25 protein-coding genes are annotated in these 23,053 nt (G+C 42.7%); 5 read left to right on the top strand and 20 right to left on the bottom strand.

From position 1 onward, the window contains the following. Window positions 1–45: 45 nt before the first annotated feature. Both DESYODRAFT_RS06030 and DESYODRAFT_RS06025 read right to left on the bottom strand, forming a co-directional pair. On the bottom strand, window positions 46–498 hold the full coding sequence (locus tag DESYODRAFT_RS06030) for a hypothetical protein (protein WP_007780742.1): 453 nt from the start codon (window positions 496–498) through the stop codon (window positions 46–48). Window positions 499–584: 86 nt separating this feature from the next. After that, window positions 585–944 (bottom strand): NifB/NifX family molybdenum-iron cluster-binding protein, encoded by a 360-nt coding sequence (locus DESYODRAFT_RS06025; RefSeq protein ID WP_042339397.1) that lies wholly within the window; start codon window positions 942–944, stop codon window positions 585–587. A 274-nt stretch (window positions 945–1,218) separates the two neighbouring features. Between DESYODRAFT_RS06025 and DESYODRAFT_RS06020 the strand changes: the two genes are divergently transcribed. Beyond that, entirely contained in the window at window positions 1,219–2,490 is a 1,272-nt protein-coding gene (locus DESYODRAFT_RS06020) for an IS110 family RNA-guided transposase (protein WP_007780738.1), read from the top strand. Window positions 2,491–2,585: 95 nt separating this feature from the next. Here DESYODRAFT_RS06020 and DESYODRAFT_RS06015 read toward each other — a convergent pair whose 3' ends face one another. The 7 genes from DESYODRAFT_RS06015 to DESYODRAFT_RS05985 all read right to left on the bottom strand — a co-directional run bounded on the left by DESYODRAFT_RS06015 (window position 2,586) and on the right by DESYODRAFT_RS05985 (window position 6,564). Next, window positions 2,586–3,425 carry an Mrp/NBP35 family ATP-binding protein gene (locus DESYODRAFT_RS06015; RefSeq protein ID WP_007780737.1) on the bottom strand — a complete coding sequence of 280 codons (840 nt, stop codon included), beginning with the start codon at window positions 3,423–3,425 and terminating at the stop codon, window positions 2,586–2,588. A gap of 14 nt (window positions 3,426–3,439) precedes the next feature. Then, on the bottom strand, window positions 3,440–4,315 hold the full coding sequence (locus tag DESYODRAFT_RS06010; RefSeq protein ID WP_007780734.1) for an ATP-binding protein: 876 nt from the start codon (window positions 4,313–4,315) through the stop codon (window positions 3,440–3,442). Next, window positions 4,293–5,150, bottom strand: a complete 858-nt coding sequence (locus DESYODRAFT_RS06005; RefSeq protein ID WP_007780732.1) for a nucleotide-binding protein — start codon at window positions 5,148–5,150, stop codon at window positions 4,293–4,295. The genes DESYODRAFT_RS06010 and DESYODRAFT_RS06005 overlap by 23 nt, the downstream gene beginning before the upstream one ends. Window position 5,151: 1 nt before the next feature. Then, a complete protein-coding gene (locus DESYODRAFT_RS06000; RefSeq protein ID WP_007780730.1) occupies window positions 5,152–5,520 on the bottom strand; it encodes a NifB/NifX family molybdenum-iron cluster-binding protein in 369 nt (122 codons plus the stop codon). After that, window positions 5,520–5,915 (bottom strand): iron-sulfur cluster scaffold-like protein, encoded by a 396-nt coding sequence (locus DESYODRAFT_RS05995; RefSeq protein ID WP_007780727.1) that lies wholly within the window; start codon window positions 5,913–5,915, stop codon window positions 5,520–5,522. Before DESYODRAFT_RS05995 ends, DESYODRAFT_RS06000 begins: the two co-directional genes overlap by 1 nt. Further along, the gene (locus tag DESYODRAFT_RS05990; protein ID WP_042339390.1) at window positions 5,912–6,292 is read right to left on the bottom strand and encodes a DUF134 domain-containing protein; all 381 of its coding nucleotides are present in this window, start codon (window positions 6,290–6,292) and stop codon (window positions 5,912–5,914) included. Before DESYODRAFT_RS05990 ends, DESYODRAFT_RS05995 begins: the two co-directional genes overlap by 4 nt. 62 nt (window positions 6,293–6,354) lie before the next feature. After that, window positions 6,355–6,564 carry a DUF5320 domain-containing protein gene (locus DESYODRAFT_RS05985; protein WP_007780723.1) on the bottom strand — a complete coding sequence of 70 codons (210 nt, stop codon included), beginning with the start codon at window positions 6,562–6,564 and terminating at the stop codon, window positions 6,355–6,357. Between the two features lie 334 nt (window positions 6,565–6,898). Between DESYODRAFT_RS05985 and DESYODRAFT_RS05980 the strand changes: the two genes are divergently transcribed. Beyond that, window positions 6,899–8,512, top strand: a complete 1,614-nt coding sequence (locus DESYODRAFT_RS05980; RefSeq protein WP_007780721.1) for a (Fe-S)-binding protein — start codon at window positions 6,899–6,901, stop codon at window positions 8,510–8,512. Window positions 8,513–8,808: 296 nt separating this feature from the next. Continuing rightward, window positions 8,809–9,984, top strand: a complete 1,176-nt coding sequence (locus DESYODRAFT_RS05975; protein WP_007780719.1) for a TraB/GumN family protein — start codon at window positions 8,809–8,811, stop codon at window positions 9,982–9,984. Window positions 9,985–9,990: 6 nt separating this feature from the next. On the opposite strand, the gene acs is transcribed toward DESYODRAFT_RS05975, so the two are convergent. Both acs and DESYODRAFT_RS05965 read right to left on the bottom strand, forming a co-directional pair. Then, window positions 9,991–12,300, bottom strand: a complete 2,310-nt coding sequence (gene acs / locus DESYODRAFT_RS05970; RefSeq protein ID WP_007780715.1) for an acetate--CoA ligase — start codon at window positions 12,298–12,300, stop codon at window positions 9,991–9,993. A 155-nt stretch (window positions 12,301–12,455) separates the two neighbouring features. Further along, window positions 12,456–12,644 (bottom strand): hypothetical protein, encoded by a 189-nt coding sequence (locus tag DESYODRAFT_RS05965; RefSeq protein WP_007780713.1) that lies wholly within the window; start codon window positions 12,642–12,644, stop codon window positions 12,456–12,458. Window positions 12,645–12,822: 178 nt separating this feature from the next. Here DESYODRAFT_RS05965 and DESYODRAFT_RS28610 point away from each other — a divergent pair, with 178 nt between their 5' ends. Continuing rightward, the gene (locus DESYODRAFT_RS28610; protein ID WP_169315909.1) at window positions 12,823–12,984 is read left to right on the top strand and encodes a hypothetical protein; all 162 of its coding nucleotides are present in this window, start codon (window positions 12,823–12,825) and stop codon (window positions 12,982–12,984) included. Between the two features lie 262 nt (window positions 12,985–13,246). Here the strand turns inward: DESYODRAFT_RS28610 and DESYODRAFT_RS05960 are convergent, their stop codons facing one another. Together DESYODRAFT_RS05960 and DESYODRAFT_RS28605 are read right to left on the bottom strand one after the other, a co-directional pair. Further along, window positions 13,247–14,245, bottom strand: coding sequence for a DUF4434 domain-containing protein (locus DESYODRAFT_RS05960; protein ID WP_007780710.1), 999 nt, complete (start codon window positions 14,243–14,245; stop codon window positions 13,247–13,249). Between the two features lie 382 nt (window positions 14,246–14,627). Then, the gene (locus tag DESYODRAFT_RS28605) at window positions 14,628–14,771 is read right to left on the bottom strand and encodes a hypothetical protein (RefSeq protein ID WP_007780708.1); all 144 of its coding nucleotides are present in this window, start codon (window positions 14,769–14,771) and stop codon (window positions 14,628–14,630) included. A 260-nt stretch (window positions 14,772–15,031) separates the two neighbouring features. Between DESYODRAFT_RS28605 and DESYODRAFT_RS05955 the strand changes: the two genes are divergently transcribed. Next, complete coding sequence (locus DESYODRAFT_RS05955; protein ID WP_007780705.1) at window positions 15,032–16,027, top strand: MBL fold metallo-hydrolase; 996 nt, start codon at window positions 15,032–15,034, stop codon at window positions 16,025–16,027. A 45-nt stretch (window positions 16,028–16,072) separates the two neighbouring features. On the opposite strand, the gene DESYODRAFT_RS05950 is transcribed toward DESYODRAFT_RS05955, so the two are convergent. From DESYODRAFT_RS05950 to hemB, 7 genes are all read right to left on the bottom strand, one after another. Then, window positions 16,073–16,885, bottom strand: a complete 813-nt coding sequence (locus DESYODRAFT_RS05950) for an ABC transporter substrate-binding protein (RefSeq protein WP_007780703.1) — start codon at window positions 16,883–16,885, stop codon at window positions 16,073–16,075. A gap of 216 nt (window positions 16,886–17,101) precedes the next feature. After that, window positions 17,102–18,211: an ISAs1 family transposase gene (locus DESYODRAFT_RS05945; RefSeq protein WP_242833542.1), complete on the bottom strand. Its 1,110-nt coding sequence runs from the start codon at window positions 18,209–18,211 to the stop codon at window positions 17,102–17,104. 144 nt (window positions 18,212–18,355) lie between these two features. After that, entirely contained in the window at window positions 18,356–18,652 is a 297-nt protein-coding gene (locus tag DESYODRAFT_RS05940) for a hypothetical protein (RefSeq protein ID WP_007780698.1), read from the bottom strand. Between the two features lie 89 nt (window positions 18,653–18,741). Further along, complete coding sequence (gene hemL, locus DESYODRAFT_RS05935) at window positions 18,742–20,031, bottom strand: glutamate-1-semialdehyde 2,1-aminomutase (RefSeq protein WP_007780696.1); 1,290 nt, start codon at window positions 20,029–20,031, stop codon at window positions 18,742–18,744. Window positions 20,032–20,047: 16 nt separating this feature from the next. Beyond that, window positions 20,048–21,070, bottom strand: a complete 1,023-nt coding sequence (ahbB, locus tag DESYODRAFT_RS05930) for a siroheme decarboxylase subunit beta (protein WP_007780695.1) — start codon at window positions 21,068–21,070, stop codon at window positions 20,048–20,050. Further along, a complete protein-coding gene (gene nirJ2, locus DESYODRAFT_RS05925; protein ID WP_007780693.1) occupies window positions 21,057–22,067 on the bottom strand; it encodes a putative heme d1 biosynthesis radical SAM protein NirJ2 in 1,011 nt (336 codons plus the stop codon). Before nirJ2 ends, ahbB begins: the two co-directional genes overlap by 14 nt. A 2-nt stretch (window positions 22,068–22,069) precedes the next feature. After that, complete coding sequence (gene hemB, locus DESYODRAFT_RS05920; protein WP_007780689.1) at window positions 22,070–23,047, bottom strand: porphobilinogen synthase; 978 nt, start codon at window positions 23,045–23,047, stop codon at window positions 22,070–22,072. Window positions 23,048–23,053: the final 6 nt, after the last annotated feature.

The following is a 23,053-nucleotide window of genomic DNA, read 5'->3' as shown; positions in this document are numbered from 1 at the left end:
ATACTATTGTTGTGAATGCTGGGAGCACAGTTTTTTAGTTTACAGCTATTGTGAACGGGGTTCAGTACTCACTATCCTCTTCGCCGCTTCTGCGAGCGTTAAACCGAAAATGGTACTTGATATTAAATTTGAGGCTACAGTATAGGGCTGAATCATTTCCAACCCCGGAACTTGAAAAAACAATGTAGTAGCGTATAGTAAACTAAATACACTTAATGAAAATACCCACCCCTTGAAAAGGTAATGCCTGCTTCTAACTAACGGAACATAATATGCAAAGGCAATTCCTAAAAAACCCAGAAATCCAAAATGAACCACTTGGGCCAAGATAGAATCAAATGCATTCAAAGGTAATCGGCCATACAAGATGATTGACATCCAATCCAAAAGTCTCATTTGGGCAAAGTCCAAAACGTAGTAAGAGAAGAGGTTGAACAATACCATAGGAATACCCGCGATTAATCCTGCAAAAAAACCATAGTAGAATCGATCCCGCATTATAAAAAGCCTCCTTAATACAATAGTATTATCAAGGAGGCTTAGATTTACTCAACATCTTTTAGGTTTAAATCTCAACGTAAAAATCAATGTCCACCACATTCTCCCTGGTGCTGATGTTCTTGGCAAACAGAGCCCGTGGTTTTAAGTTTGCCCTGTGAATATAGTTCTGCGGCAACCTTCGAAAGTCCGTTTGCTCCTGTTATAACCTCTATTCCTTTTTCATTAAATATTTGGATAGCACCGCCACCCATACCGCCTGAAATAATAACTTTCACTCCTAAGTCGTTTAGGAAGTTAGGTAAAAAGCCGGGCTTATGTCCAGGGTTTGGGATAGTCTCACTCTCAACTATTTGATTGTTTTGAATTTCAAAGATACTAAAACCCTGACAATGTCCAAAATGTTCTGCTACCATTCCATTATCACTTGCTACCGCTATTTTCATTTTAAGTTCCATTCCTTTCGCTGTGCTCAAGGCACAAAAATTTATGAAAGTGTCTCCTAGTGGATATAATCCAATTGGATAAGCAGATACACTACAGAGCACGGGGAGGTGAGTGGTCCAGGGTTTAGCACCCTGCCCGCATTTTAAGATGTGCCGTTTGCTATTTTCAAGTACAAATAAGTGTGCCATAGAGCACGTAAACTAATCCTTGTATAAACAATTCCCGTTTATTATGTAGCAAACAGTCAATGTCTGCTTTATCCACTATAAACTTATGCGGGGATGTGTTTATGCTCAAAATTGTTTTCCTATTTGCTGTGGAATTGATGTCCACAAGAAGTTTGTTGTTGCAACGGTTGGTACTACTAACAAATCGGGGGTTACGGATTACCAAACGAGGCAATTTTCAACCTTTACCCAGAGTTTGCTTCAACTTTTGGATTGGTTGAAAGCTCACTCTTGCGTTCATGTCTGTATGGAGTCTACAGGCAAGTACTGGCACCCTGTTTTTAACATTTTGGAAGATTACTGTGATGTTGTCGTTGCTAATCCAAAGTATGTTAAAGGTATTCGAGGCAAGAAAACCGATAAGAAAGATTCTATTTGGCTTTGCGATTTACATAAGCACGGTTTAGTTCCCAGTAGCTTTATACCACCCTTACCAATTCGTCAAATTCGTGATTTAATGCGGTATCGGTTTAAGCTCATCAATGTTAAGTCAAGCGAGAAAAACCGCATCCAAAACTCTCTAACTGTTTCAAATATTATGATTTCTAGTGTTGTTTCTGATACTTTTGGCGTAAGCTCGATGAGAATCATTAATCACATACTTGATAATCCGGATGATATGGATTTCGAGGTTTCATCAATGTTACACGGAAGAATGCAAGATAAAGCAGAAACAATTACAAAATCAATCAATGGGAATTTAACTAAGCCTCAAGCAGATAAAATGCGTGTTTGTCTGCATCATCTTGAGAACATCGAGAAACATATAACTGATATCGAACGGGTTGTTTTAGGCTTAGCTCAGCCCTATTTGCCACAAATAGAGATAATTTTATCATTGCCAAGTATCAAGGATGTTTTTACTGCCATCGCTATAATCGGTGAGATCGGTAGCGATATGGCAGTTTTTAATTCCTCCAAGCATCTATGCTCATGGGCTGGAGTTACTCCTCAAAACAATGAAAGTGCTGGCAAGAAGAAATCTGTTCGTATTTCACGAGCTGGTGTATATATCAAGCCATTACTAGTTCAATGTGCAAATGCTGCAATTAAGAGTAAAAAGTGTCCGTATTTCAAAAACCGATATGACCAGATTAAGAAACGTCGAGGTCACAAAAAGGCCATTATTGCTATTGCACATACACTGCTAAAATGTATCTACCATATGCTAGATAAGGGTGAGACGTTTAATTTTGAACTATACAAAATCGACTCCAAACCAAAACAAACTTATGCATCGCAGATCACTGAGGAAATGGCTATTCGCTACCTGCAAACTTTAGGCTACCAAATACCCGATATGCCTAATACAACTTAAAACCTTACAAACAAATTTTTTGAAAGCCGCTATTTAGCAGGCTTATTTTGTTATGACCTTTTTTAAATGCGATCATATTTCCGGGTTCTTTCAAACTATTTCCCTCCATCTTTTTCGAGAATTCCTGCCAGATAGTTAAGCCAATCATTATTGAATGATTCAATCAAACCTTGATCGCATGCTGCAGCAATTTGAGGATCAATCGGCAGCTTAGCCAGAACCCCCAAATGGTGCTTCTTAGCTATTTCTTCAATATGGCTGTCACCAAAAATCTTATATTCCTTAGCACAGTCAGGGCACTTAAAAAACGCCATATTTTCAACTAATCCGATGATGGGTATGTTCATCTTTTTCGCCATATTTACTGCCTTAGATACGATCATTGAAACAAGCTCTTGCGGAGAAGTTACAATAATTATTCCATCTACAGCTATAGACTGAAAAACAGTAAGAGGTACGTCACCGGTGCCTGGCGGCATATCGATAAACATAAAGTCAATATCACGCCATATCACGTCTGTCCAAAACTGCTTGACTGTACCGGCAATAATCGGCCCCCTCCAGATTACAGGGTCTGTGTCATTTTCCAGAAGCAGGTTAATCGACATAATATCGATGTTTGTTCTGCTTTTAACGGGAAGCAGTCCTTGTTTACTCGCGGAGGCCTTTTGATTAATTCCGAAAGCTTTAGGAATAGACGGCCCGGTAACATCGGCATCCAAAATGGCTGTATGATGGCCTCTTCGATTCATTGTAACGGCAAGCAGTGAGGTTACCAACGATTTCCCCACACCGCCTTTTCCGCTGACAATACAAATCACCTTTTTAATGCTGCTCATTTCGTGCAGCTTTGCGGAAAAGTCAGTTTGCTTCTCTTTCCTTTCAGAGCAATTTTCACCGCAGCTGTTACAATTCTGATCACACTTGTCGCTCATCTTATTCATACTCCTTACAACGCTAAACTTTCATTAAATAATAGTTTAATCGTCTTATCGAAAACAATTTTGGCAGAACGCCCAGCCGCGCAATCTAGCTCGACGATGCTCTGTCCTTGATTGATTGCCTTAACAGCAGCTGGATCATAAGGTATTCTTCCTGTACATGGCAGATAAAGTTTCTGACAAAACGACTCTATCTTTCGTGTATTTTCGATATTGGTGTCGAATTTATTGATGCAAATGGCAATTCTTGTTTGAAATTTTTTCGCAGTTTTAATGATGCGTTCCATATCACTGATCCCTGAGATAGAAGGTTCTGCAACAATCAGAACCATATCAACCCCACTTAGGGATGCGATCACCGGACATCCTATACCCGGCGATCCATCAATGATTGCCAGTCCCGTATCTATCGGCACAGACTTCAACAGTTTTTTTACCTCGGTGACCAACTTCCCTGAGGTACCGCTCCCCATTTTAAGCTCCGCCGTTGAAAACAGCGAATCCTTCACATAGAGCATTAACTCTCCTGCTTTGGCAGGCTTTAATGATACAGCCCCTGCCGGACAAAGGGCTTCACACACTCCGCAACCCTCGCAGGCAAAGTGATCGACTTTATAACCGATATCCGCCTGAATGGCATCAAACCGGCAGTTTTGTCTGCACACGTCACAATGCACACATGAAGCCTGATCAATCTCTGCCTTGGGCATTCCATAATAATCTGATCGTCGGGCTTCCACTGCCTGGTTCATAATCAGATGCAAATTAGGTGCATCCACATCACAATCTGCATACATTTGAGCATTTGACAACTGAATAAAAGCGCTGGCAATGGTTGTTTTTCCTGTACCACCCTTGCCGCTAAGGATTAGTAACTGTTTCATACCCCACCTCCTTAGTCACAGTTTGAAGCAGAGAAAAAAATAGCTCCCGATACCTTTGGTTTTCGCGTGCTGCTATCAACGCATCGGAATTTAGTTTTCCAAGCTCCTTGTCAAAAGGAATCCTGGCCAATATTTGAATACCCTTTTCCATACAGAATTTTTCGGCAGGATTTTCTCCCTCCAGACACTTGTTAAGCACGACCCCATGTGGTTTGTCAAACAACCTTATCAGTTCATGGACCATATTAAGATTATGAACACCAAACAAGGTGGGTTCCGCTACTAAAATACAATAGTCGGCATCCTTGATGCTTTCTATTACAATACAGGCACTTCCAGGGGGGCAATCAATAAAGATCAAATCCGCCTCCGCCGGAACGTCATTCAAAAGTTTCTTTATAACAGGGATACCCGATGTTTCGCCCGTATTCAAGATCCCTGTGATCACTGCAACATTTTCAGAAACACCCCTTTGAACTTCTCCGATGATCTTTTCTCTCTCGGATAAGGCCTTCTGCGGACAGAGCAGCACACATCCGCCACAGGAATGGCAAACGTCGTCAAAGACAATCGGCTTGTTGATAATAAACGCCAGGGCATTAAATTTACAAAAATCCAGGCATTTGCGGCAGCCATTACAAAGCGTTTCATCGGCGTAAGGGATCCTTACCGACACTTTTTCTGTTTTAATATTCTTAGGCCGAAAAAAAAGATGCCCGTTTGGTTCCTCAACATCACAATCCATATAAATGGCCTCTCTGGCCACTGCTGCCAGATTTACAGATACAAGGGTTTTGCCTGTGCCGCCCTTCCCGCTTAGCACAGCTATCTTCATACTATTTTCCTCCATGACCATGAAATCCAGGATGAATATCTTGTAAAGGAGATAGTTTCCCTTCCTTTAAAGCATCAATATTATCTTGAATTGAGGCATTAAGCGTCTTATACAATTTAATATTGGCTGCTTTCAGAACGTCTGCAGCATTTTCCCCACATCGGGGCGTAAGAAGTGCACTAACCTTGTTATCCACAATTGTCTGAGCAGCCTTAATCCCTGCACCACCTTGACTGGCTATGGCGCTATTATCTAAAAAAACAGGCTCCTTTGATTCTGTATCATAAATTAGATAATAGGGTGTACGCCCAAAAGATTGGCACACAGTTGTTTCCATGGATTTGTCATCGACTGGGATCGCAATTTTCATCAGAATCCTTCCTTTACATAAGATTTTTGCTTTTCATAATAATTAGCAACAGCATTTCGCAAAGCACTGACTCCTAAGTTAGAGCAGTGTACTTTAGTATCGGGCAGGCCATCCAAGGCCTTGATGACATCCTCTTCGGTAATCTTCAGGGCATTGTCTAAGCTTTTGCCTTTAGCCAAGACAGATGTCATACTTGATGTGGCAATTGATGCACAACATCCAAACACCAGATAACTGATCTCCTTAATGAAATCATCCTGTACCTTAATGAAGATCGTGAGAGCATCTCCACATGAGGGATCTCCAAAACTTCCCTCAGCATCTGCATCCGGCATACTATAGGCATTTTGAGGACACATAAAGTGTTCAATTACTTTCTCAGAATAAATAATCAATCACCACCAGTCTTATCTTTCACAGGGTCTCCGCCAAATCTATGTTTGAGGCAGCCGCCACAACCACATGTTTTTTCAAGACCGTCACAAAGCTTGTAATCTCCGCCTTCTATTCTTAACACTTTTCCCTTCACCAAGGATTCTGCAAGTTTTTTTCGGGCATCATTATAGATACGCTGAACGGTCGTACGTGCAATATGCATTTGGTCGGCACACTCTTCTTGCGTAAACCCTTCGAGATCAATGAGTCGTATCGCTTCATACTCATCAACCGTCATAATTACGAAATGTGCCTGATTAAGCAAAGTGTTAAGCGGCCCGAATCGGTTGCTTGCCGGTAAACAACACACTTTTCTCCATTTTCGTGGTCTTGGCATAATATCGTTCACCTCAATTAATAACAAACGTGACAGAAGCAAACCCCTGCCACATTCAGCCCTCATAAATTCTCTAATTGCTTGTAAATTAGTTTAAGCTTGCTTTCCAGCAGCTCTTTTTGCTCTTGCAGCCGTTCTTTCTGGGTTTTGACTACGTTTGGATCTTTTATAAAGTTTTTTCCGGGACCTCTTCTATAACCAGTCCCTAGCCCTAAGCCGCCGCCATTCATTGATGAACGTCCTTCAGGACCCGTACCATCTCTGCGAGGCATAATAACCCCCCCTTTGTTATTGACATATGCCCTTTACGAGTCTAATTATACTCCTTTTTGAACATATGTCAATAATCCTCAGTTTTATTTTCTTCTTTAAAATCTTTTTGTTTGATTTCAGAAATTCAATCAGCCTTCAAGACCAGCTTTTATTTGACAAAGTAAGTTAAAGATAATAATTGACATATGTTTACTATGACCCTATAATAAACGTAAACGGGCATATGTCAATTATTATCCCTTTCATTTGTTTTCTTCATATAAACAAGCGATTCAACCTCAAAGACTAACTACATAATTTTGTAGTCAACTTTGTGGAAAGGGGAGACTGAGTATGATCAATCAAAGAGATTTACGCCCTAAAGATATGGGAGGATCGGACGAGCAACTAATCAAACTGGAATCTGAACAGTTGATGCCTTTATTTCCGCCCTATGATAAACCGGGAATGGAACCTCCCTTAACGGATCCTAAGCCTGCTTGGAAAGAAAAATTCTGTGCTTCATTAGATGGCTACGTTGGTATTGATACTTTAAATCGGCCAAAATCTAAAGAGGAAGAAGACGAATTTGTCCGCAAGTTCCTTAGCGGCTTAGAAAAAAGCTTTTCTGATGCCAACAACGGAATGCTTCAGCCATATTTATTATCGTTTGAATACTGCGCCAAATGTGATACTTGTTCAGCCGCCTGCCATATCTACGAGGCGTCCGGCAAAAATGAGCTGTACCGGCCCATTTTCCGTTCCGAAGTTCTTCGAAAAATTGTCAAGAAATACTTTACCAAAAGCGGAAAGCTCCTGGGCAGTTTTGTCGGAGCAGATATCGATGTGAACTGGGAAACAATAGCTCGGCTTGGAGAACTGGCTTATCGCTGTAATCTTTGCCGGCGTTGTGCTCAAACCTGCCCCCTGGGCTTAGATAACGCTATTTTTACGAAAGAGATCCGTAAGATTTTCAGCCAGGAATTAGGTATTGCTCCTCAACCTTTGCATAAAAAAGGTACAGTCCTCCAACTTAAGACCGGTTCGTCTACGGGAATTACCAAACCTGCGTTTTTAGATACGATAGAATTTTTAGAAGAGGATATCGAGGAAAAGTATGGGTTGAAAATTAAATTTCCAATGGACAAAAAAGGTGCCGATATCCTTTTATTGCATAATGCAGGAGAGTATATGGCCTGGCCGGAAAACCCGATCGCTTTTGCCATTCTCTTTGAAGAAGCCGGCCTCAGCTGGACCCTCAGTAGTGAAATAGCAGGATATGACAATGTAAACTACGGCATCTGGTATGATGATTTTCAGGCAAGAGCCTTAGCTACACTGCAGATGAAAGTCGCTAAAGAACTGGGGGTCAATAGAATCGTTATCGCTGAGTGTGGGCATGCCCATAAAGCTTCGGCCATCGTAGGGGATCGTATGATGTATGGTGATGCTAAAGTTCCTGTAGAAAGTTGTCTCCCTCTTCTTTGGGATATGGTCAAAAGAAGACGGTTAAGGTTAGATCCCAGCAGGAATAACTTTCCTGTGACACTTCATGACCCTTGTAACTATGTCCGGGGAATGGGAATCGTTGAGCCGCAGCGGAAAGTTATAAAAGCAATTTGCCCGCAGTTTAGGGAAATGACTCCCCATGGAGTCGACAATTACTGCTGTGGCGGCGGCGGCGGATTTGCTATTACGAATTCCATGAATTTTTCTGAGTGGAGAAATAAAGTTAGTTCTCGCATGAAGTTTAACCAAATCCTTGGAGCCTTTCAGGATAGTATGGAGAATGCTGACCTGCCTAAATATGTCTGTGCTCCTTGTTCTAACTGCAAGGGAGCAATTCGGGATATTCTAGAGTTCTACGAGGTGACAGAAAAGTTTAATGTACAATACGGTGGTTTAGTAGAACTTATGGTAAACGCCTTAGTTAGTATGAAAAAACCATTTTTAGAGTTCTTGGAATAATCTTTGTGCACTTCTTAATCAGGTTCCGAGAGTTCTCATAGCATACTTTACAGCCCTCTAGTCTTCTTCCCTTTTGCGGAAGGAATGTAGATAGTTAATGCAAGAAGCACGTTGGCCTGGACAACCAACGTGCTTCTTGCATTTCCTTTTCTGATTTTATTTAAAAACTAATTTGTCGGACAGAGATAAGTAGAGTACAATAAACCTTGTGGGAAATGAGTATATAAAACATGGAAATCGCTTACAAATAGGGTCTGCTACATGGATAAAGAAGAGCACGATAAAGGAAGGTCGTTATGTTTGAAGAGAACGAAAACATTACCCGCCTAAATTTAGATGGCAAAGAATTCATCCTTATTGGAACTGCACATGTGTCGAAGCAAAGCGCCGACCTAGTGAAAGAAGTTATTGAAGCCGAAAAACCTGACTCTGTTTGTATTGAATTAGATGAACCGCGCTATAAAACAATCATCGAAGGCAATAAGTGGAAAGAGACTGATATTTTTAAGATTATAAAAGAAAAAAAAGCTACCTTACTTTTAATAAATCTTGTCATATCTTCCTTTCAAAAACGGATTGCCAAACAATTCGGGATTAATGCCGGACAAGAAATGATTCAGGGGGCTGAATCGGCAAAAGAGATCGGTGCAAACCTCGTACTGGCTGATAGAAATATTCAAATAACCTTTGCTCGGATTTGGGAAGGTGTCGGGTTTTGGGGAAAAGTAAAGCTTCTAACCGGAATCTTCGTCAGTATTTTTGATGACGAAGATATTTCAGAAGAGGATTTAGAAAAAATGAAGTCCCAAGATATGCTTAATTCTATACTAAAAGAGTTCACTGTTAACTTTCCTAAATTAAAAGTACCGCTCATTGATGAGCGGGATCAATACTTATCCCAAAAAATTAAAGAGGCGCCAGGGACTAAAGTCGTTGCAGTCTTAGGTGCGGCTCACGTCCCCGGTATTAAAGAAGAACTAAAAAACGACCACGATTTAGCACGTTTATCCCAGGTACCCGCTAAATCCAAGGCTCTGAAAGTGATTGGCTGGACAATACCGCTCCTTATTATTGGGATTATTGCCTATACGTTTATTGCAAATCCTGCTGCAGGGGTTCAACAAACCTTAAGCTGGATACTATGGACCGGATCGTTTGCAGCGCTTGGCACTGCGCTTGCTTTTGGACATCCGCTCACCATTTTGACAGCCTTTGTTGTCGCTCCAATAACTACTTTACATCCTCTCATTGCAGCCGGATGGTTCGCTGGAATTGTACAAGCTTATCTTCGTCGCCCCAGTGTAAGAGACTTTGAAAATCTTTCTGAGGACGTGTTTAGCCTCAAAGGTTTTTGGAATAACAAGGTAACTCGGATTCTATTAATAGTTACTTTAGCAAACTTAGGCGGTTCAATAGGAACTATCATTGGCGGAGCCGATGTTGTTCGTTTGCTTATCGAAAATTGGAAATAACATCTCTTAGCCTTCGGAACCGCAAAAACAGATTTGTCCTTCCTCTCCCAAATCATCTGTAATTTTTCCTTCATTGATCACTGCATAGCTAAAATCCGGTGTTCCGTCAGCAAACATTGTTTCGAATGCATCCTTATTGTTTAACATGATATTGGTGATTGCCATAACAACTTCGGAAACTAAGTTTAGTCTTTCTATCCACTGGAAGCAATAAAAATGAGTCATTGGATGGCGTGAACCATCCTTAGGAGGGGTTGCAAACCAAACTGTATAACTGTATCCTTCATAAGATTCATCCTTACAATGATTAAACGTAGCCGTGTCAGGTATTGAAATCTTATTCCGACCCAATATTGCAGTCTTCGATACTGTTTGATCTTTCTGGTCTTTAAGATTCCTTTTCAGAAAATTAACAACCGCTGCATCCGCTAGTGTACTGGTATCCCCCAATGCCCGGCCCTCGGCAATATCTTTGAGGAGACGTCTCATTATCTTTCCGCTACGAGTCTTAGGCAGTTCATCCGTTAAAAAAATATCATCGGGTCGTGCCAGCGAACCGATTTTAAGGGCAACATGCGCCTTAAGGTCTGCAATAAGCTGGTCGTGAATGACAACTCCTTCTTTTAAGCTGACAAAAGCAAAGACTGCCTGACCCTTTATTTCGTGGACTCTGCCTACGCAGGCCGCTTCCGCAACTGCCGGATGATCTACTAAAGCGCCTTCCACTTCCGCTGTTCCAATCCGATGCCCCGAGACATTGATGACATCATCCACACGTCCGATTACCCAGAAATAACCATCATCATCCCATTTTGCTTCGTCCCCAGTAAAATATACACCCGGGAATTGCCCCCAATATGTGTCTTCGTAGCGTTTGTTATCACCATAGACTGTTTTGAACATCGCCGGCCAGGGCTCACGAACAACTAAATACCCGCCCTCTCCTTTCTGAACGGGTTCACCCCCGTGATTTACTACTTCCAGATGAACGCCGGGAAAAGGAGTTGTACACGATCCCGGCTTCATAGGAGTAATCCCTGGTACAGGAGTCATCATAATCATACCTGTTTCTGTTTGCCACCAGGTATCTACAATGGGACAGCGCTCTCCCCCAATATGTTTATAGTACCACATCCACGCTTCAGGATTAATCGGTTCGCCAACTGAACCCAAAAGCCGCAGACTGGAAAGATCCCTGCCTAAAGGATGGCTTTCCCCCCATTTCATAAACGAACGAATCGCCGTTGGAGCCGTATATAAAATACTTACTCCATACTTCTCGATGATCTCCCAATACCGATCCTTTTCCGGAAAATCTGGTGCTCCCTCGTACATTAATACCGTTGCCCCATTCGACAATGGCCCATACACCAAATAACTATGTCCTGTAATCCAGCCCACATCTGCGGTACACCAATAGACATCTTCTTCTTTAAGGTCAAATACCCACTCATGAGTTGTTGAAACCCCAACCATATAACCGCCGACCGTATGGACAATTCCTTTTGGTTTTCCGGTTGTTCCACTCGTATAAAGAATAAAAAGCATATCATCCGCATCCATAGGCTCAGCCGGGCAAACCATTGAGGCATTCTTAATAACCTCGTGATACCAAGCATCCCGGCCAACCTGCATTTCCACAGGCTGACCTGTGCGTTGCACAACAATCACCTTTTCAACCCAAGTAACAGAGCGGAGTGCTTGATCTACGTTTTCCTTTAAGGGAATAATATTCCCGCGACGATAACTCCCATCCGAGGTAACAACAACCTTCGCTTGAGAATCGAGGATTCTATCCCTCAGAGCTTCATAACTGAATCCACCAAATACTACATTGTGCGGAGCGCCTAATCTGGCACAAGCGAGCATCGCGATCACAGCCTCCGGAATCATAGGCATGTAAATTGCCACGCGATCTCCTTTTTCGACACCATAAGATTTAAGGACATTCGCAAACTGAGCTACCTCGCGGTAAAGATCCTGATAGGTTAATACTCTTCGCTCTCCCAGCTCTCCTTCAAAGATTAGCGCCGCTTTATTCCGACGCGCTCCTTTTAAATGCCTGTCTAAGCAATTATAGGCTGCATTTAATTTTCCGCCGGCATACCACTTGGCAAAGGGAGGGTTCCATTCCAGAACTGTATCCCATGGCTTAAACCAGTCTAACCGTTTTCCCTGTTCGCTCCAAAACATTTCCCGGTCCTGCCCTAGTTCATAAATTTCAGGGTTTTGAATTATAGCTTTTGAACTAAATTCATTAGGAGGGAAAAACAAGCGATTTTCCTCCATTAATCCTTCTCGTTGTTTCTCTTCCATAATACCATCCTCCAATGTGATAACTTTGCCTGCTTTGCACTGGATTGTAACTCTCTCCATCAAGACAAGCACCTTTTGACAGGCCGATCCTTGAAACCACTGCTTTTCCTAAAAAACGGAATTAGTTCGATAAAGTAATTAATAACTTGCATAAGTTATTGTTTCATATAATGAAATCCAGTTTCACAGTCATAGCATAAATTCTCTGCTTCAAGTGCCTTCTTAATCTTAATTCTCAGATCATCCGTGCAATCCGGTTTTAGGCCCTTGGCCTGCTCCTTTTTTAGCAAATCCTTTGAGTTAATCGCTTGTTCTTTTTGCTTTTCCAATCCAGAAACTGTCATTTTACTCCACACTCCTACTTAATAATATGATATTTAATTAAATTTACATTTTGCGATCTGCTTTGGCGAAAAGACAACCCTTTACAATAAAAGTATACCTTAGAAAAATACCTCAAATACTGGTAGAAGAATTCCTAGACCCGCAAGCAGGGCAGCTTCGTCCACAGAAGCGAACCCATTGCATGGAGAGGCGGTAAAAGCCCACAAGACGGTGTGGGGATACGGAGCCACGGGTTCACATCAGGTATTACCCGGAGGTTTGGCGGAGTCCCGCACCGGCGAGTGGGCCAGCCTCGGAATGCTGCGGTACGAAGACACTGTCTTCGCACGAATTAACTAATCTTGCACGGATGTGGCGAAGCTGCCCGACCCAGGAGCACTCTCATTTTCATCTTCTGCTGGTGCCACCTTAACGACATGGGTGGCTACTCCATGATTTTTTGTTTCATTATTCAAAACCACGTTTCACAACTATTTTTGGATTAGAGATATAATATCACATTCTAATTAATCCATCAACAAATTTATTATTTTCTGATAACGGCAAATAATAGCAAAATGACCCTTTAATACCTTAAGGGTTGAGCTCACAAGACATTTTCTTACGTTTGATGCTCTAAATAGTAGCGATAGTATTCCTCATAACCTGCAACTTGAGTTGATTCGTTGCCATTTTGATAGTGATCTATGCTAAAAGCTACGAATCCACTTACGTAAGCTGACTCTTTGGATAGTTGCGCACTAATCCGACTATGCTTTGCCGGCAGATAGTCTGTTCCATTCATTTCAAAGGTTTCAGTGACTGCATATAGGACCAGGCCGATTTCATCAGTAGCCTTCTTAGTGTAAGCATAAATCTCATCTAAATGCTCCAGCTCATTAAAACCTGCCCCGACACTATCTTGCAAAGCAAGAATGTCAATTCCTGTATCTTTAAGGATATGATGCACAAGATATGACCAAGTGGCCAAGGTTATATGAGATTTCAACTGTGCCTTATAAAATGGAGCAACCATAATTGTCTTCTTACTATTCAGCTTGATTGCACTTGATATTCTTTGAAAGAATCGGTTTATATCCGCTTGCTGGACGAGACCCAGCGCCGTCAGCGGGTGAAATTCATAGGGAATATACCAGCCGTTGAGTGATTTATGTTCACCATACATCGTGACAATTTCTTTGAGAATCGCTGTATTGACCTCAGCCTCTTCATCTAACCAGGTCTGATCATAAATATTTTGTGACCACCAGTCCTCGCTATATCCCAAGCCAATACGGACATTCATGCCAAGGGCATCGGCAGCACGCAAGGCTGTCTTAACCATATCAATACTGTTGCATGTATATCCATCCATTTTCGTCGGATACACAGCATAACGTGCTTTGGTATCAGCGATGTTTTGGAGGATTATTTCATTGATGCCTATCTTTTGTAACATTTGATACTCTTCAATCCAGCGATCATGGTCCCAGTTTTGACAATACCAATACTGAATAAATGAACTGCTGAAGGTCGGCCGAACCTGTGTTTTCTTAGGGAACCGTCGGAAGATGTAACAGATCCACTTCCACCAATTATGAAGAACCTGTCTCATTTTCATCTCTCTCGCTCCTTTTCCCCATTTCCTATTTTAATTCAGCTAAATTCAACTGTTTTCTTATAGATCAGCTTCCCATTTCTTCTCATATCCCATGAATAACTTAGACTATTCAATCTTAGCCTCCTTTGACACTCATTTCATAATTTATAACCAGACTTGTTTTATTCTTTTCCTTTATTTATTAGATGTAAACCTAAAGTCTTGGGCAGAAAACCCCAAAGAAAACCCCCTTATCTCTCACGAAAGACAAGGGGAAGTCTAAAGTCTGAATTAAGGTCATACCGAAATATTACCTCAACGTAGGGAAATGATAACCTTTTATCTAGCAATAGCGAATAAGATTAAACCGATAGCAAAAGCCAAGGAATTTGGAGGACCTTTTTTAGCTTTGTAATTTAGCAATTACAAAGACAATGGCAATAATTGCCGCACTGATCCCTCCCAGTTTGTTAAAAATTCGTTCTCTTTGTTCTCTCTCCTTCAATGCCATCAATTGCTCTTTACTGTATTCACTGCTTACCGACATTTCATCCCCTCCTTGTTAATCCAAACTGCTAATAATATCAGAATAATTTATATATTCTTTATAAATCAAAAAAATCCTTTGTATTAAATACCCAATGCATAATATTATGAAAATAAACCTTGTCCCACTCCTTTCCTATTAAAGAATTAAAGAAAGCAGCATAAAAAATACGTTTCATACTGCTTAGACAAACTCAACTTCTCTTGTTACAATTATAATGATTAAATTACAACTTCAGATCAGTACAGGAGTGAAACTCTTTGAAGAATCAGATCAATCTAATTAGTTCCGAGTCACTTAACCCGACCCCAAAACGATTATCCCGGCGTAAGTTTATTGGCTTGGGTCTGTTAGGTACTCTAGGCTTGACTGGAGGTTATAGTGTTATAGATAATGTCTTTGGTAAACAAAGTGAGAATAAGACTGGACAAAAATTAGTTAAACCTAACTTTATTCCTACTCCTAACAAATGGTCGAATGACGACGTAACGGTCTCCTGGCTTGGCCACGCCAGTTTTTTGATCAATTTCTTTGGTACACGAATTCTAATTGATCCCGCCCTAAACTCACATATTGGTATTACCCCTATAGGTAACCTGACAATAGGTCCCAGTCGTTATATAGCTTCCGCACTTAGCAGCGACGAAGTTGGTCCTATTGATTTAGTACTTGTATCGCATGCTCACACAGATCACTTTGATTATCCAACATTACGCAAGTTGCAATCACCCAATACTTCTGTCGTTACTGCGAAAAATACTCTTCCTTTGTGGGACGGTATGAAATTTAAATCCATCAATGAAATCCACTGGCAAGATAGTAAGTCTTTAGCCGGAGTTAATGTCACAGCCATCGAGGGACAGCATTGGGGAGCGCGGATTCCCTGGAAGAAAGGCATGGAAGCTAATAGTCTCCTTTTGTCCAAAAACGGTATTCATATATTTTTCGGAGCAGACACAGGTTACACTGAACTGATTAAGCAACAATTAAGCGGGATACCTATTGACTTAGCCATTATGGGGATCGGGGCCTATTCTCCAAAGTCCTTCGAAGCAAAACATGCTACTCCTGAACAGGCTTGGAAAATGGCAGAGGAGATCTCCGCCAAATGGGTCATTCCCATGCATTGGGGAGCGTTTAATCTATCCAGAGAACCTATGAAAGAGCCCATTATTCGTTTTCGTCAAGCAGCTTCAGGCCAAATGGAAAAGGTAGCAATCCAGGAAACCGGAGGTACTTGGATACTACCACGGTAAATAGACTTAGATGAGAAACTGTAAACGATATTATGGGGGCAGGTATTATTTTCGATAAAATAGATTATGCAGCTTCTCTACGCCATCAATTAACCTTGGTCCAGGTCTGCAGATTGTATCACAAGAAACAGGATAAATTCTGTTTTCTCGAAACGCCGTAATATGCTCCCATTCCAAATCTAAAATATCCTCTACAGTTCTATGGCATATGGGGTTCTTAGCAATACATCCTTTACATTTCAAAGGTAAGGACTGTCCTTGTTCTACGCCACAAAACAATATCACTTCCGGGTCAAATCTTCTGACTTGATCCCAGCTCACTTTGACGTAAGGGTCATTAGCCCGGAAATCCATCAACTGAGCTCCGGCTAGCAGCAGAGCATCATATTGGAAGGATTGGAGCCCAGGAGTAACCAAAGGATCTGTACTCATTAAACGAAAGACCCGTGGTCTTCTAACGACAGACTTCCGGATAAGTCTATCGACCCTCTCTCTTAATCTATTTATTAGCGGCTGCACTGTAAGTTCAGTGTGGCTTAAAGAACCTAATTTACTCATGAGAATGAAAATATCGTTCACATTTATAGGAGTAGCCTCAATAACTATAATTTTATTCCTCTGCAAATCTTCTATAAGTTTTTTGTGTAATGCCCCATCAGCTAAAACAATGTCCGGTTCCAGGCCGAGAATTGCCGATAGCCGCGGATGTCCAAATGTACCAACTTTGCACTTGAATTTAGTTTCTTCCGGATAATTGCAGTTTTCTGTTATCCCGACGACCTTTGCCTCCAGACCTAAGTAGTATAAGATTTCGGTAACTGAAGGAATCAGAGAGATTATTTTCTGAGTAAACTTCATGTATTCACCTCCCAATGGTCTAATTAATCTTCAGCAGTTTAATTAGACAAATTGCCAAGGTATTCCTGCTTATTAGTTAAGCTTTCAAACTTAAGCGCCAAATTAGCCGGGAACGAAAGAGTGAACTGCCCCCTGTCAAGTAGACAGGGGGCAGTTCACACGTCAAACGCATGAAAACACTTAATCTGATAAAGCTTGTAACGAGAATTTTAAAAACTACATTTGCATGAATTGTTCGATATATTTGACTGGATCAGAACAAAAAGCAAACCGTTTACCCTTTAACGAAGCTCTCATTCCTATGTCTAATCGTTTCAAAAGAGGCAGGCACATTTTGCGTAAGATGTTTAGGTTTAATGCCGCGTTTTTATCCAACGTCGTGTTACTGTCTTCTCGAAAGGTCACATCCAACTGCCAATGCATACTTTCAATCGCCCAATGTCCTCTCACGGCTTTCGCCATCGACTCCACATCCAGCGGCAAACTACTGATATAATATCTCTTCTCTTTCTTGATTTGACCTTTCTTTTCAATGGTTTTGACGACCATTCCTATACTTTTTAGACCTTTCCATTTCTGTCGATCCGGCAGCCACGATAGATCATCACTCTGATAATATTGGCGTTTCTCTAGTTGACTTCGTGCTTTTTCTATCGTTTGGGTATAGGCTGCTTTTGTTTGGAATTCTTCATCTTCAAAATACAAGACTACGTCTTTGTATAGATTCCCTTGATTCTCTTTGAGGGCTAACACATAATCTCCCTTTTGCTTAATGATTTGTTCGGCAATTTTAGTTTGTGTACCCATCGCGTCTAGAGTGATAATGGATCCCTTGATCGTTAAGGTCTTAAGGAGTTCTGGAATGGCTACGATTTCATTCTCTTTCTCATGGACGACGGTTTGACCAAAACAGACTCCATCTTCTTTGCACCAAGCTGAGACGACATGCAGAGGACGCTTTTCATTCACCGCACTGCCACGCATCGTTTTTCCGTCGATATTGATGAGCTTCTTAAGGGCTTCTCCTTCTTCTTGGCTTAGCATTTGGTTGAAAGCCGTTTGTATCTGCCTCATAACTTCCGGATGAATAAGCGCCATGACACGCTGGAGGGTATCATGCGAAGGAATACCATGGGGAAGGTCCAGATACTTCCTCAAAAGGGTCTGTCTAGAAACAGCAAAGATTTGGATTTCCTCCCAGGTATCCGCATTGGCTAACATTCCGATCAACACAATGACTACGATATCAATCAGTTTGTGCTTAGTTTTATAGGCTTGCCTTGGGTCATTGATTCGTTCGATTTCTGCAAAGAGCTCTTTCATCATAAACCCCCCTCTTCTCTTGGGGAAAGTTTACCATATCTTTCGCTCTTTTAGCTATTTCTCATGCGTTTGACGTGGGGCAGTTCACTCTTTCGTTCTCCGGCTTTTTTTAACTTAACTAGTCTGGCCTGATTATGATAACAGACGCTACTGTGAAGGCTTTTGGGGTATCGTCACCTCCGTACCCGATTGGTCATGACAACTCTGACAATATGCTTCGCCGCCCAAACCCTGCTTTTCATGACATTCATAACACTGTTTCCACGGTTGTTGATTATTCATGACGGCATATCCATGTCCCTTCGGGCCATGAATCCATGTTTCTCTGGGCACTGAGGAATGCGGGTTTGATGGATCGCTATTTTGAGAAAGATAGAGAACCGCAATCAAGGTAGCCGCTAGGCTGAACGAAATGAGGGTTCTTATAACGCGTTTACGTTCCATCCAGGAAAGCACCCCCGTATTTAAGGTTTCACATTATTAAGGCAACGCTAAGTATTTCATTGAACTATAAGTTGGGTTATAAGAAAAACTTACAGGGTTTTAAGAACGATTCGGGCTTGCTCCAAGGTATGGTCGATGTCAGCGTCTGTATGTGCCGTTGATAAAAAGACGGCTTCAAATTGACTGGGAGCTAAGTAAATACCACGTTCTAACATTCCACGGAAGAACTTAGCAAACTGTTCCACGTCGGATGTGCAGGCGCTGGCATAGTCTTTGACGGGAGTGTTTGTGAAAAAGGCGGAGAACATCGCTCCAACAGCATTCACCCAAATCGGAAGTCCCGCTTCTTGAGCGATCTGCTTTAACCCTTCCGCAAGTTTCGTCGTCCTGGCTTGCAACTCTTGATAGGTCCCCGGCCGTTGTAACAGTTTTAAGGTTGCTAACCCAGCATTCATCGCTAATGGATTCCCGGAAAGGGTACCCGCTTGATAAATCGGACCGCTCGGAGAAATCTGTTCCATGAATCGGCGTTTTCCGCCATAAGCGCCCACCGGCAGTCCCCCGCCGATCACTTTACCCAGGCAGGTCAAATCCGGATCGATTCCAAAATGGGCCTGTGCCCCTCCATAACTGACTCTAAATCCAGTCATTACTTCATCAAAGATCAGTAATGCTCCATACTGTTCTGTTAAACGACGAATTCCTTTTAAGAACTCTTCTTCCGGTAAAACCACACCCATGTTGCCGGCGACGGGCTCCAGAATTACACAGGCAATCTCTTCTCCTTCACGCTTAAAGATCTCTGCTAACCCTTCAAGATCATTAAATTGAGCCGAGATTGTTGTGGCTGCCGTTTGGGTTGGAACCCCCGGCGAAGTTGGAACCCCAAAGGTAAGAGCTCCGCTTCCGGCCTTAATGAGAAGTTGGTCAGCATGACCATGATAACAGCCCTCAAACTTTACGATCTTGGATCTGCCGGTGACCCCTCGTGCCAAACGCAAGGCACTCATGGTCGCTTCTGTCCCTGAATTAACCATACGAATCATTTCCATAGAAGGATAGGCTTTTAAGACTTCTTCAGCCAATACAGTTTCGACCTCAGTCGGCGCACCGTAGCTTGTTCCCCGCTCTGCTACTCGCTTGATTGCTTCGACCACATCAGGATGAGCATGTCCCACAATTAACGGACCCCAGGAACCCACATAGTCAAGGTATTGGTTGCCATCAATATCCCAGATATGTGCTCCTTGACCCCGGTCAATAAAGACCGGGTCCCGCCCTACAGATTTAAACGCTCTGACCGGCGAATTCACCCCTCCGGGGATTACCATTTGAGCTCTTACAAAAGCTTGCCGGCTTTTTTCATCTACAAAATTCAAACATTATGTCCCCTTTCTAGTTAACCTCATCTTCTAAGAAATATTGCATACTGCTCTTTTTTAATTCGGCAACACTAAAGAGCATGGAATAAGTCTTTACACCGGTTGCCAAAGAAATACTCTTCATGATATCTTCACAATCCTTTGCTGAGCGTCCATGAATCATCGTAAAGAGGTTATAAGGCCAATCAGGGAGAGTGGGGCGCTGGTAACAATGACTGACTTCTTTAAAGCGGGCCATAATTTGACCGACCTTATCCGTCACCTCCGGATCAACCTGCCAAACTCCCATGGCATTGGCCACGAAACCTGCTTTTTGATGCCGAAGAACCGCACCGAACCGTCGGATGATTTTCACTTCCAATAACCGATTGGCAACTGAGATTACTTTGTCAACAGGCCATTGGAGCGTTTCAGCCAGGACAGTAAATGGGGTTGCGGAATCCGGCAGATCGCCTTGAATAACTCGAATCAGAGTGATCTCATCATTGGTTAATTCATAAGGAGGTAGTTCTTCCTTATGAGCGCCGAGCAAAACATTGTCTCCGGAATCATTCTGACTTTCTTCTTGTTCTATATCCTCCAGCGTACTGTCGAAATCAAAATTAACATTAATCTTAAATACCCGAGAAGCCGGTAAAGTATAGATATCGGCCAATTTCGTTTCTTCTCGTATGTTCTGGAGGATGCGTTCAGCGACAGCATGAGAGCGGGCTATAAGTGTAAACCAGACATTATAGGCATGATCACGCAGGTAGTTGTGCGTTACTCCAGGAAGTCCTTCCAAACGTTTGGCTAAGACGGAGATTTTCTCTTCCGGAACCTTGCCGGCACACAAGGTACTGTAATACCCTAAACGACGGGAATCAAAGACCCCCCCTATACGACGAATAATCCCCGCCTGTCGTAGGTGCCGAATCCGCTCAAAGGCGTCTTCTTCCGTTGTTCCCACGGCTTCCCCTAAGCTCTGATAAGGATAAACTGCAATAGGAAATTTATTCTGAATGGCATTCAGTAAGGCGCGGTCAATTGCATCCATACTGAACCCCCTTCCTTCCGTGATATAAGCACCACGGCTCCTCTGCCATATAATCCCCGTCATTATAGTAAGCAGCACGTGCACGGCAGCCGCCGCAAGCACGCTTATACTGACATGATCCGCAGCCGCCTTTGTAATCCAGGGTCCGCAGGGTCTGCAGAACTTCATTATTACACCAGATTTCATCAAAGGGGGTCTCCCGAACATCCCCCAAGGAAATATTCAGGTAAGCACAAGGTTGGACCTGTCCTTTCGGTCCGATAATACAATAAGCGGTCCCTGCTAAGCAACCGCGGCTAAAGCGCATATCGATCCCCATTTGTTTCGCGATCCGCATAAACTGAGGAGCACAAGTCGGCTTTAACTCAATATTTACGGTTTGTTGTTTCTGCATAATCCGAGTCAGTATATCTTCATAGGCCTCAGCCCTTAGAGACTCTTCCTCGATGGACACTGCCCTTCCCGTTGGTACAAGAAAGAAGAAATGATGAGCAACGGCCCCAATCTCTACAGCAAAATCCGTGATGGCTTCCACTTCATGGGCATTCCAATCCATCACTGTCGTGTGAATTTGGAAGGGCAGCCCAACTTCCCGGCAATTTTCCATTCCTTGTACTGCTCCGTCCCAAGCGCCCGGAAATTTTCGGAATTCGTCATGTTTAGCCTTGTCGAGTGAGTCTAAGGATATTCCCATTCCCATCGCACCAGCCTCTTTAAGCTGCTTAGCCAACTCCGGAGTGATGAGGGTTCCGTTGGTTCCGAATACCGGACGCAACCCTAACGAGGTGGCATGGGCCACAAGTTCGACGATATCCGGTCTCAACAGAGGCTCTCCTCCGCTGAAAATCATAATCTTGAAGCCAGCTTTAGCAATTTGCTCCAACAAGGTCTTTGCCTGGGTTGTGCTGAGTTCATCTTCGGCTTTGCACCCAGCATCACGATAGCAATGATCACAAAACATATTGCAATCATTGGTCGTATTCCAAGAAACGATCATGTTTAACGCTCCTCTCTAAGCCAACGCGCCACATCCAAGGCGTGATACGTAATCAGCAAATCCGCTCCTGCCCGCTTCATACTCAATAGGGCCTCCATAACAATGCGTTTTTCATCAATCCAGCCGTTGGCGGCAGCGGCTTTGACCATGGCATATTCTCCGCTGACATTGTAAGCCGCTAATGGCACGCCATATTTCTGTTTAGTGCGATAAATGATATCTCCGTAGGACAAAGCGGGCTTTACAATAATCATGTCAGCCCCCTCTTCAATGTCTAAATCTGTCTCCAGCATAGCTTCGTTTCCATTGGCCGAATCCATTTGATAGGTTCTGCGATCTCCAAACTGCGGCGTGGACCCGGCTGCCTCCCGGAAAGGTCCATAAAAACCCGAGGCGAACTTGGCCGAATAAGCCATAATCGGAATCTGTGAAAATCCTTCTTTATCTAACATTTTTCTAATGGCGGCAACTCTGCCGTCCATCATGTCTGAAGGAGCCACCATATCGGCACCTGCTTGGGCCTGAGAAAGAGCCGTCTTGGCAAGCAAGTCAAGGGTTGGGTCGTTCATAACTTGTCCGTTTTCTATCAGTCCGCAATGTCCGTGATCCGTATATTCGCACAAACAAACATCCGTGATGACATATAGATCCGGGTAATGCTGTTTGGCTAAACGAACTGCCTGTTGTACGATCCCATGCTCATGGTAAGCCCCCGAACCTACACTATCCTTGCTCTCCGGGATCCCGAATAACAAGACCGCCGGAACTCCCAGTTCCACGACCTCCCCGAGCGCCAGGATAAATTCATCGAGTGAAAAATTATAGATTCCGGGCATAGAGGAAATCTCCACCTTTTTCTTCTCTCCCGGCATCACGAACATAGGATAAATCAAATTCTCAATTCTAATATGGTTTTCCCGAACCATACTACGAATAGTTTCATTAACTCTTAAACGGCGTGGGCGCCTTTTTATTTCCATCTCAGG

It is taken from the genome of Desulfosporosinus youngiae DSM 17734 (genome assembly GCF_000244895.1).
Classification (GTDB): Bacteria; Bacillota; Desulfitobacteriia; order Desulfitobacteriales; family Desulfitobacteriaceae; genus Desulfosporosinus; species Desulfosporosinus youngiae.
Note: the sequence above shows the minus strand (reverse complement) of the source record. Positions and strands in the feature narration are given on the sequence as shown.

Bases quoted from the DNA above. Each gene is read 5' to 3' on its own strand.
- DESYODRAFT_RS05985 (WP_007780723.1), bottom strand. From the start codon at position 6,564: ATGCCTCGCAGAGATGGTACGGGTCCTGAAGGACGTTCATCAATGAAT.
- DESYODRAFT_RS05990 (WP_042339390.1), bottom strand. From the start codon at position 6,292: ATGCCAAGACCACGAAAATGGAGAAAAGTGTGTTGTTTACCGGCAAGC.
- DESYODRAFT_RS28605 (WP_007780708.1), bottom strand. From the start codon at position 14,771: ATGTCGGTAAGCAGTGAATACAGTAAAGAGCAATTGATGGCATTGAAG.
- DESYODRAFT_RS05940 (WP_007780698.1), bottom strand. From the start codon at position 18,652: ATGGAACGTAAACGCGTTATAAGAACCCTCATTTCGTTCAGCCTAGCG.
- DESYODRAFT_RS06030 (WP_007780742.1), bottom strand. From the start codon at position 498: ATGCGGGATCGATTCTACTATGGTTTTTTTGCAGGATTAATCGCGGGT.
- DESYODRAFT_RS05960 (WP_007780710.1), bottom strand. From the start codon at position 14,245: ATGAAAATGAGACAGGTTCTTCATAATTGGTGGAAGTGGATCTGTTAC.
- DESYODRAFT_RS06015 (WP_007780737.1), bottom strand. From the start codon at position 3,425: ATGAGCGACAAGTGTGATCAGAATTGTAACAGCTGCGGTGAAAATTGC.
- DESYODRAFT_RS06010 (WP_007780734.1), bottom strand. From the start codon at position 4,315: ATGAAACAGTTACTAATCCTTAGCGGCAAGGGTGGTACAGGAAAAACA.
- DESYODRAFT_RS06005 (WP_007780732.1), bottom strand. From the start codon at position 5,150: ATGAAGATAGCTGTGCTAAGCGGGAAGGGCGGCACAGGCAAAACCCTT.
- acs (WP_007780715.1), bottom strand. From the start codon at position 12,300: ATGGAAGAGAAACAACGAGAAGGATTAATGGAGGAAAATCGCTTGTTT.
- DESYODRAFT_RS05945 (WP_242833542.1), bottom strand. From the start codon at position 18,211: ATGATGAAAGAGCTCTTTGCAGAAATCGAACGAATCAATGACCCAAGG.
- DESYODRAFT_RS05975 (WP_007780719.1), top strand. From the start codon at position 8,809: ATGTTTGAAGAGAACGAAAACATTACCCGCCTAAATTTAGATGGCAAA.
- ahbB (WP_007780695.1), bottom strand. From the start codon at position 21,070: ATGGATGCAATTGACCGCGCCTTACTGAATGCCATTCAGAATAAATTT.
- DESYODRAFT_RS06025 (WP_042339397.1), bottom strand. From the start codon at position 944: ATGAAAATAGCGGTAGCAAGTGATAATGGAATGGTAGCAGAACATTTT.
- DESYODRAFT_RS05965 (WP_007780713.1), bottom strand. From the start codon at position 12,644: ATGACAGTTTCTGGATTGGAAAAGCAAAAAGAACAAGCGATTAACTCA.
- DESYODRAFT_RS05950 (WP_007780703.1), bottom strand. From the start codon at position 16,885: ATGAAGTTTACTCAGAAAATAATCTCTCTGATTCCTTCAGTTACCGAA.
- DESYODRAFT_RS06020 (WP_007780738.1), top strand. From the start codon at position 1,219: ATGCGGGGATGTGTTTATGCTCAAAATTGTTTTCCTATTTGCTGTGGA.
- hemB (WP_007780689.1), bottom strand. From the start codon at position 23,047: ATGGAAATAAAAAGGCGCCCACGCCGTTTAAGAGTTAATGAAACTATT.
- DESYODRAFT_RS05980 (WP_007780721.1), top strand. From the start codon at position 6,899: ATGATCAATCAAAGAGATTTACGCCCTAAAGATATGGGAGGATCGGAC.
- nirJ2 (WP_007780693.1), bottom strand. From the start codon at position 22,067: ATGATCGTTTCTTGGAATACGACCAATGATTGCAATATGTTTTGTGAT.
- DESYODRAFT_RS06000 (WP_007780730.1), bottom strand. From the start codon at position 5,520: ATGAAAATTGCGATCCCAGTCGATGACAAATCCATGGAAACAACTGTG.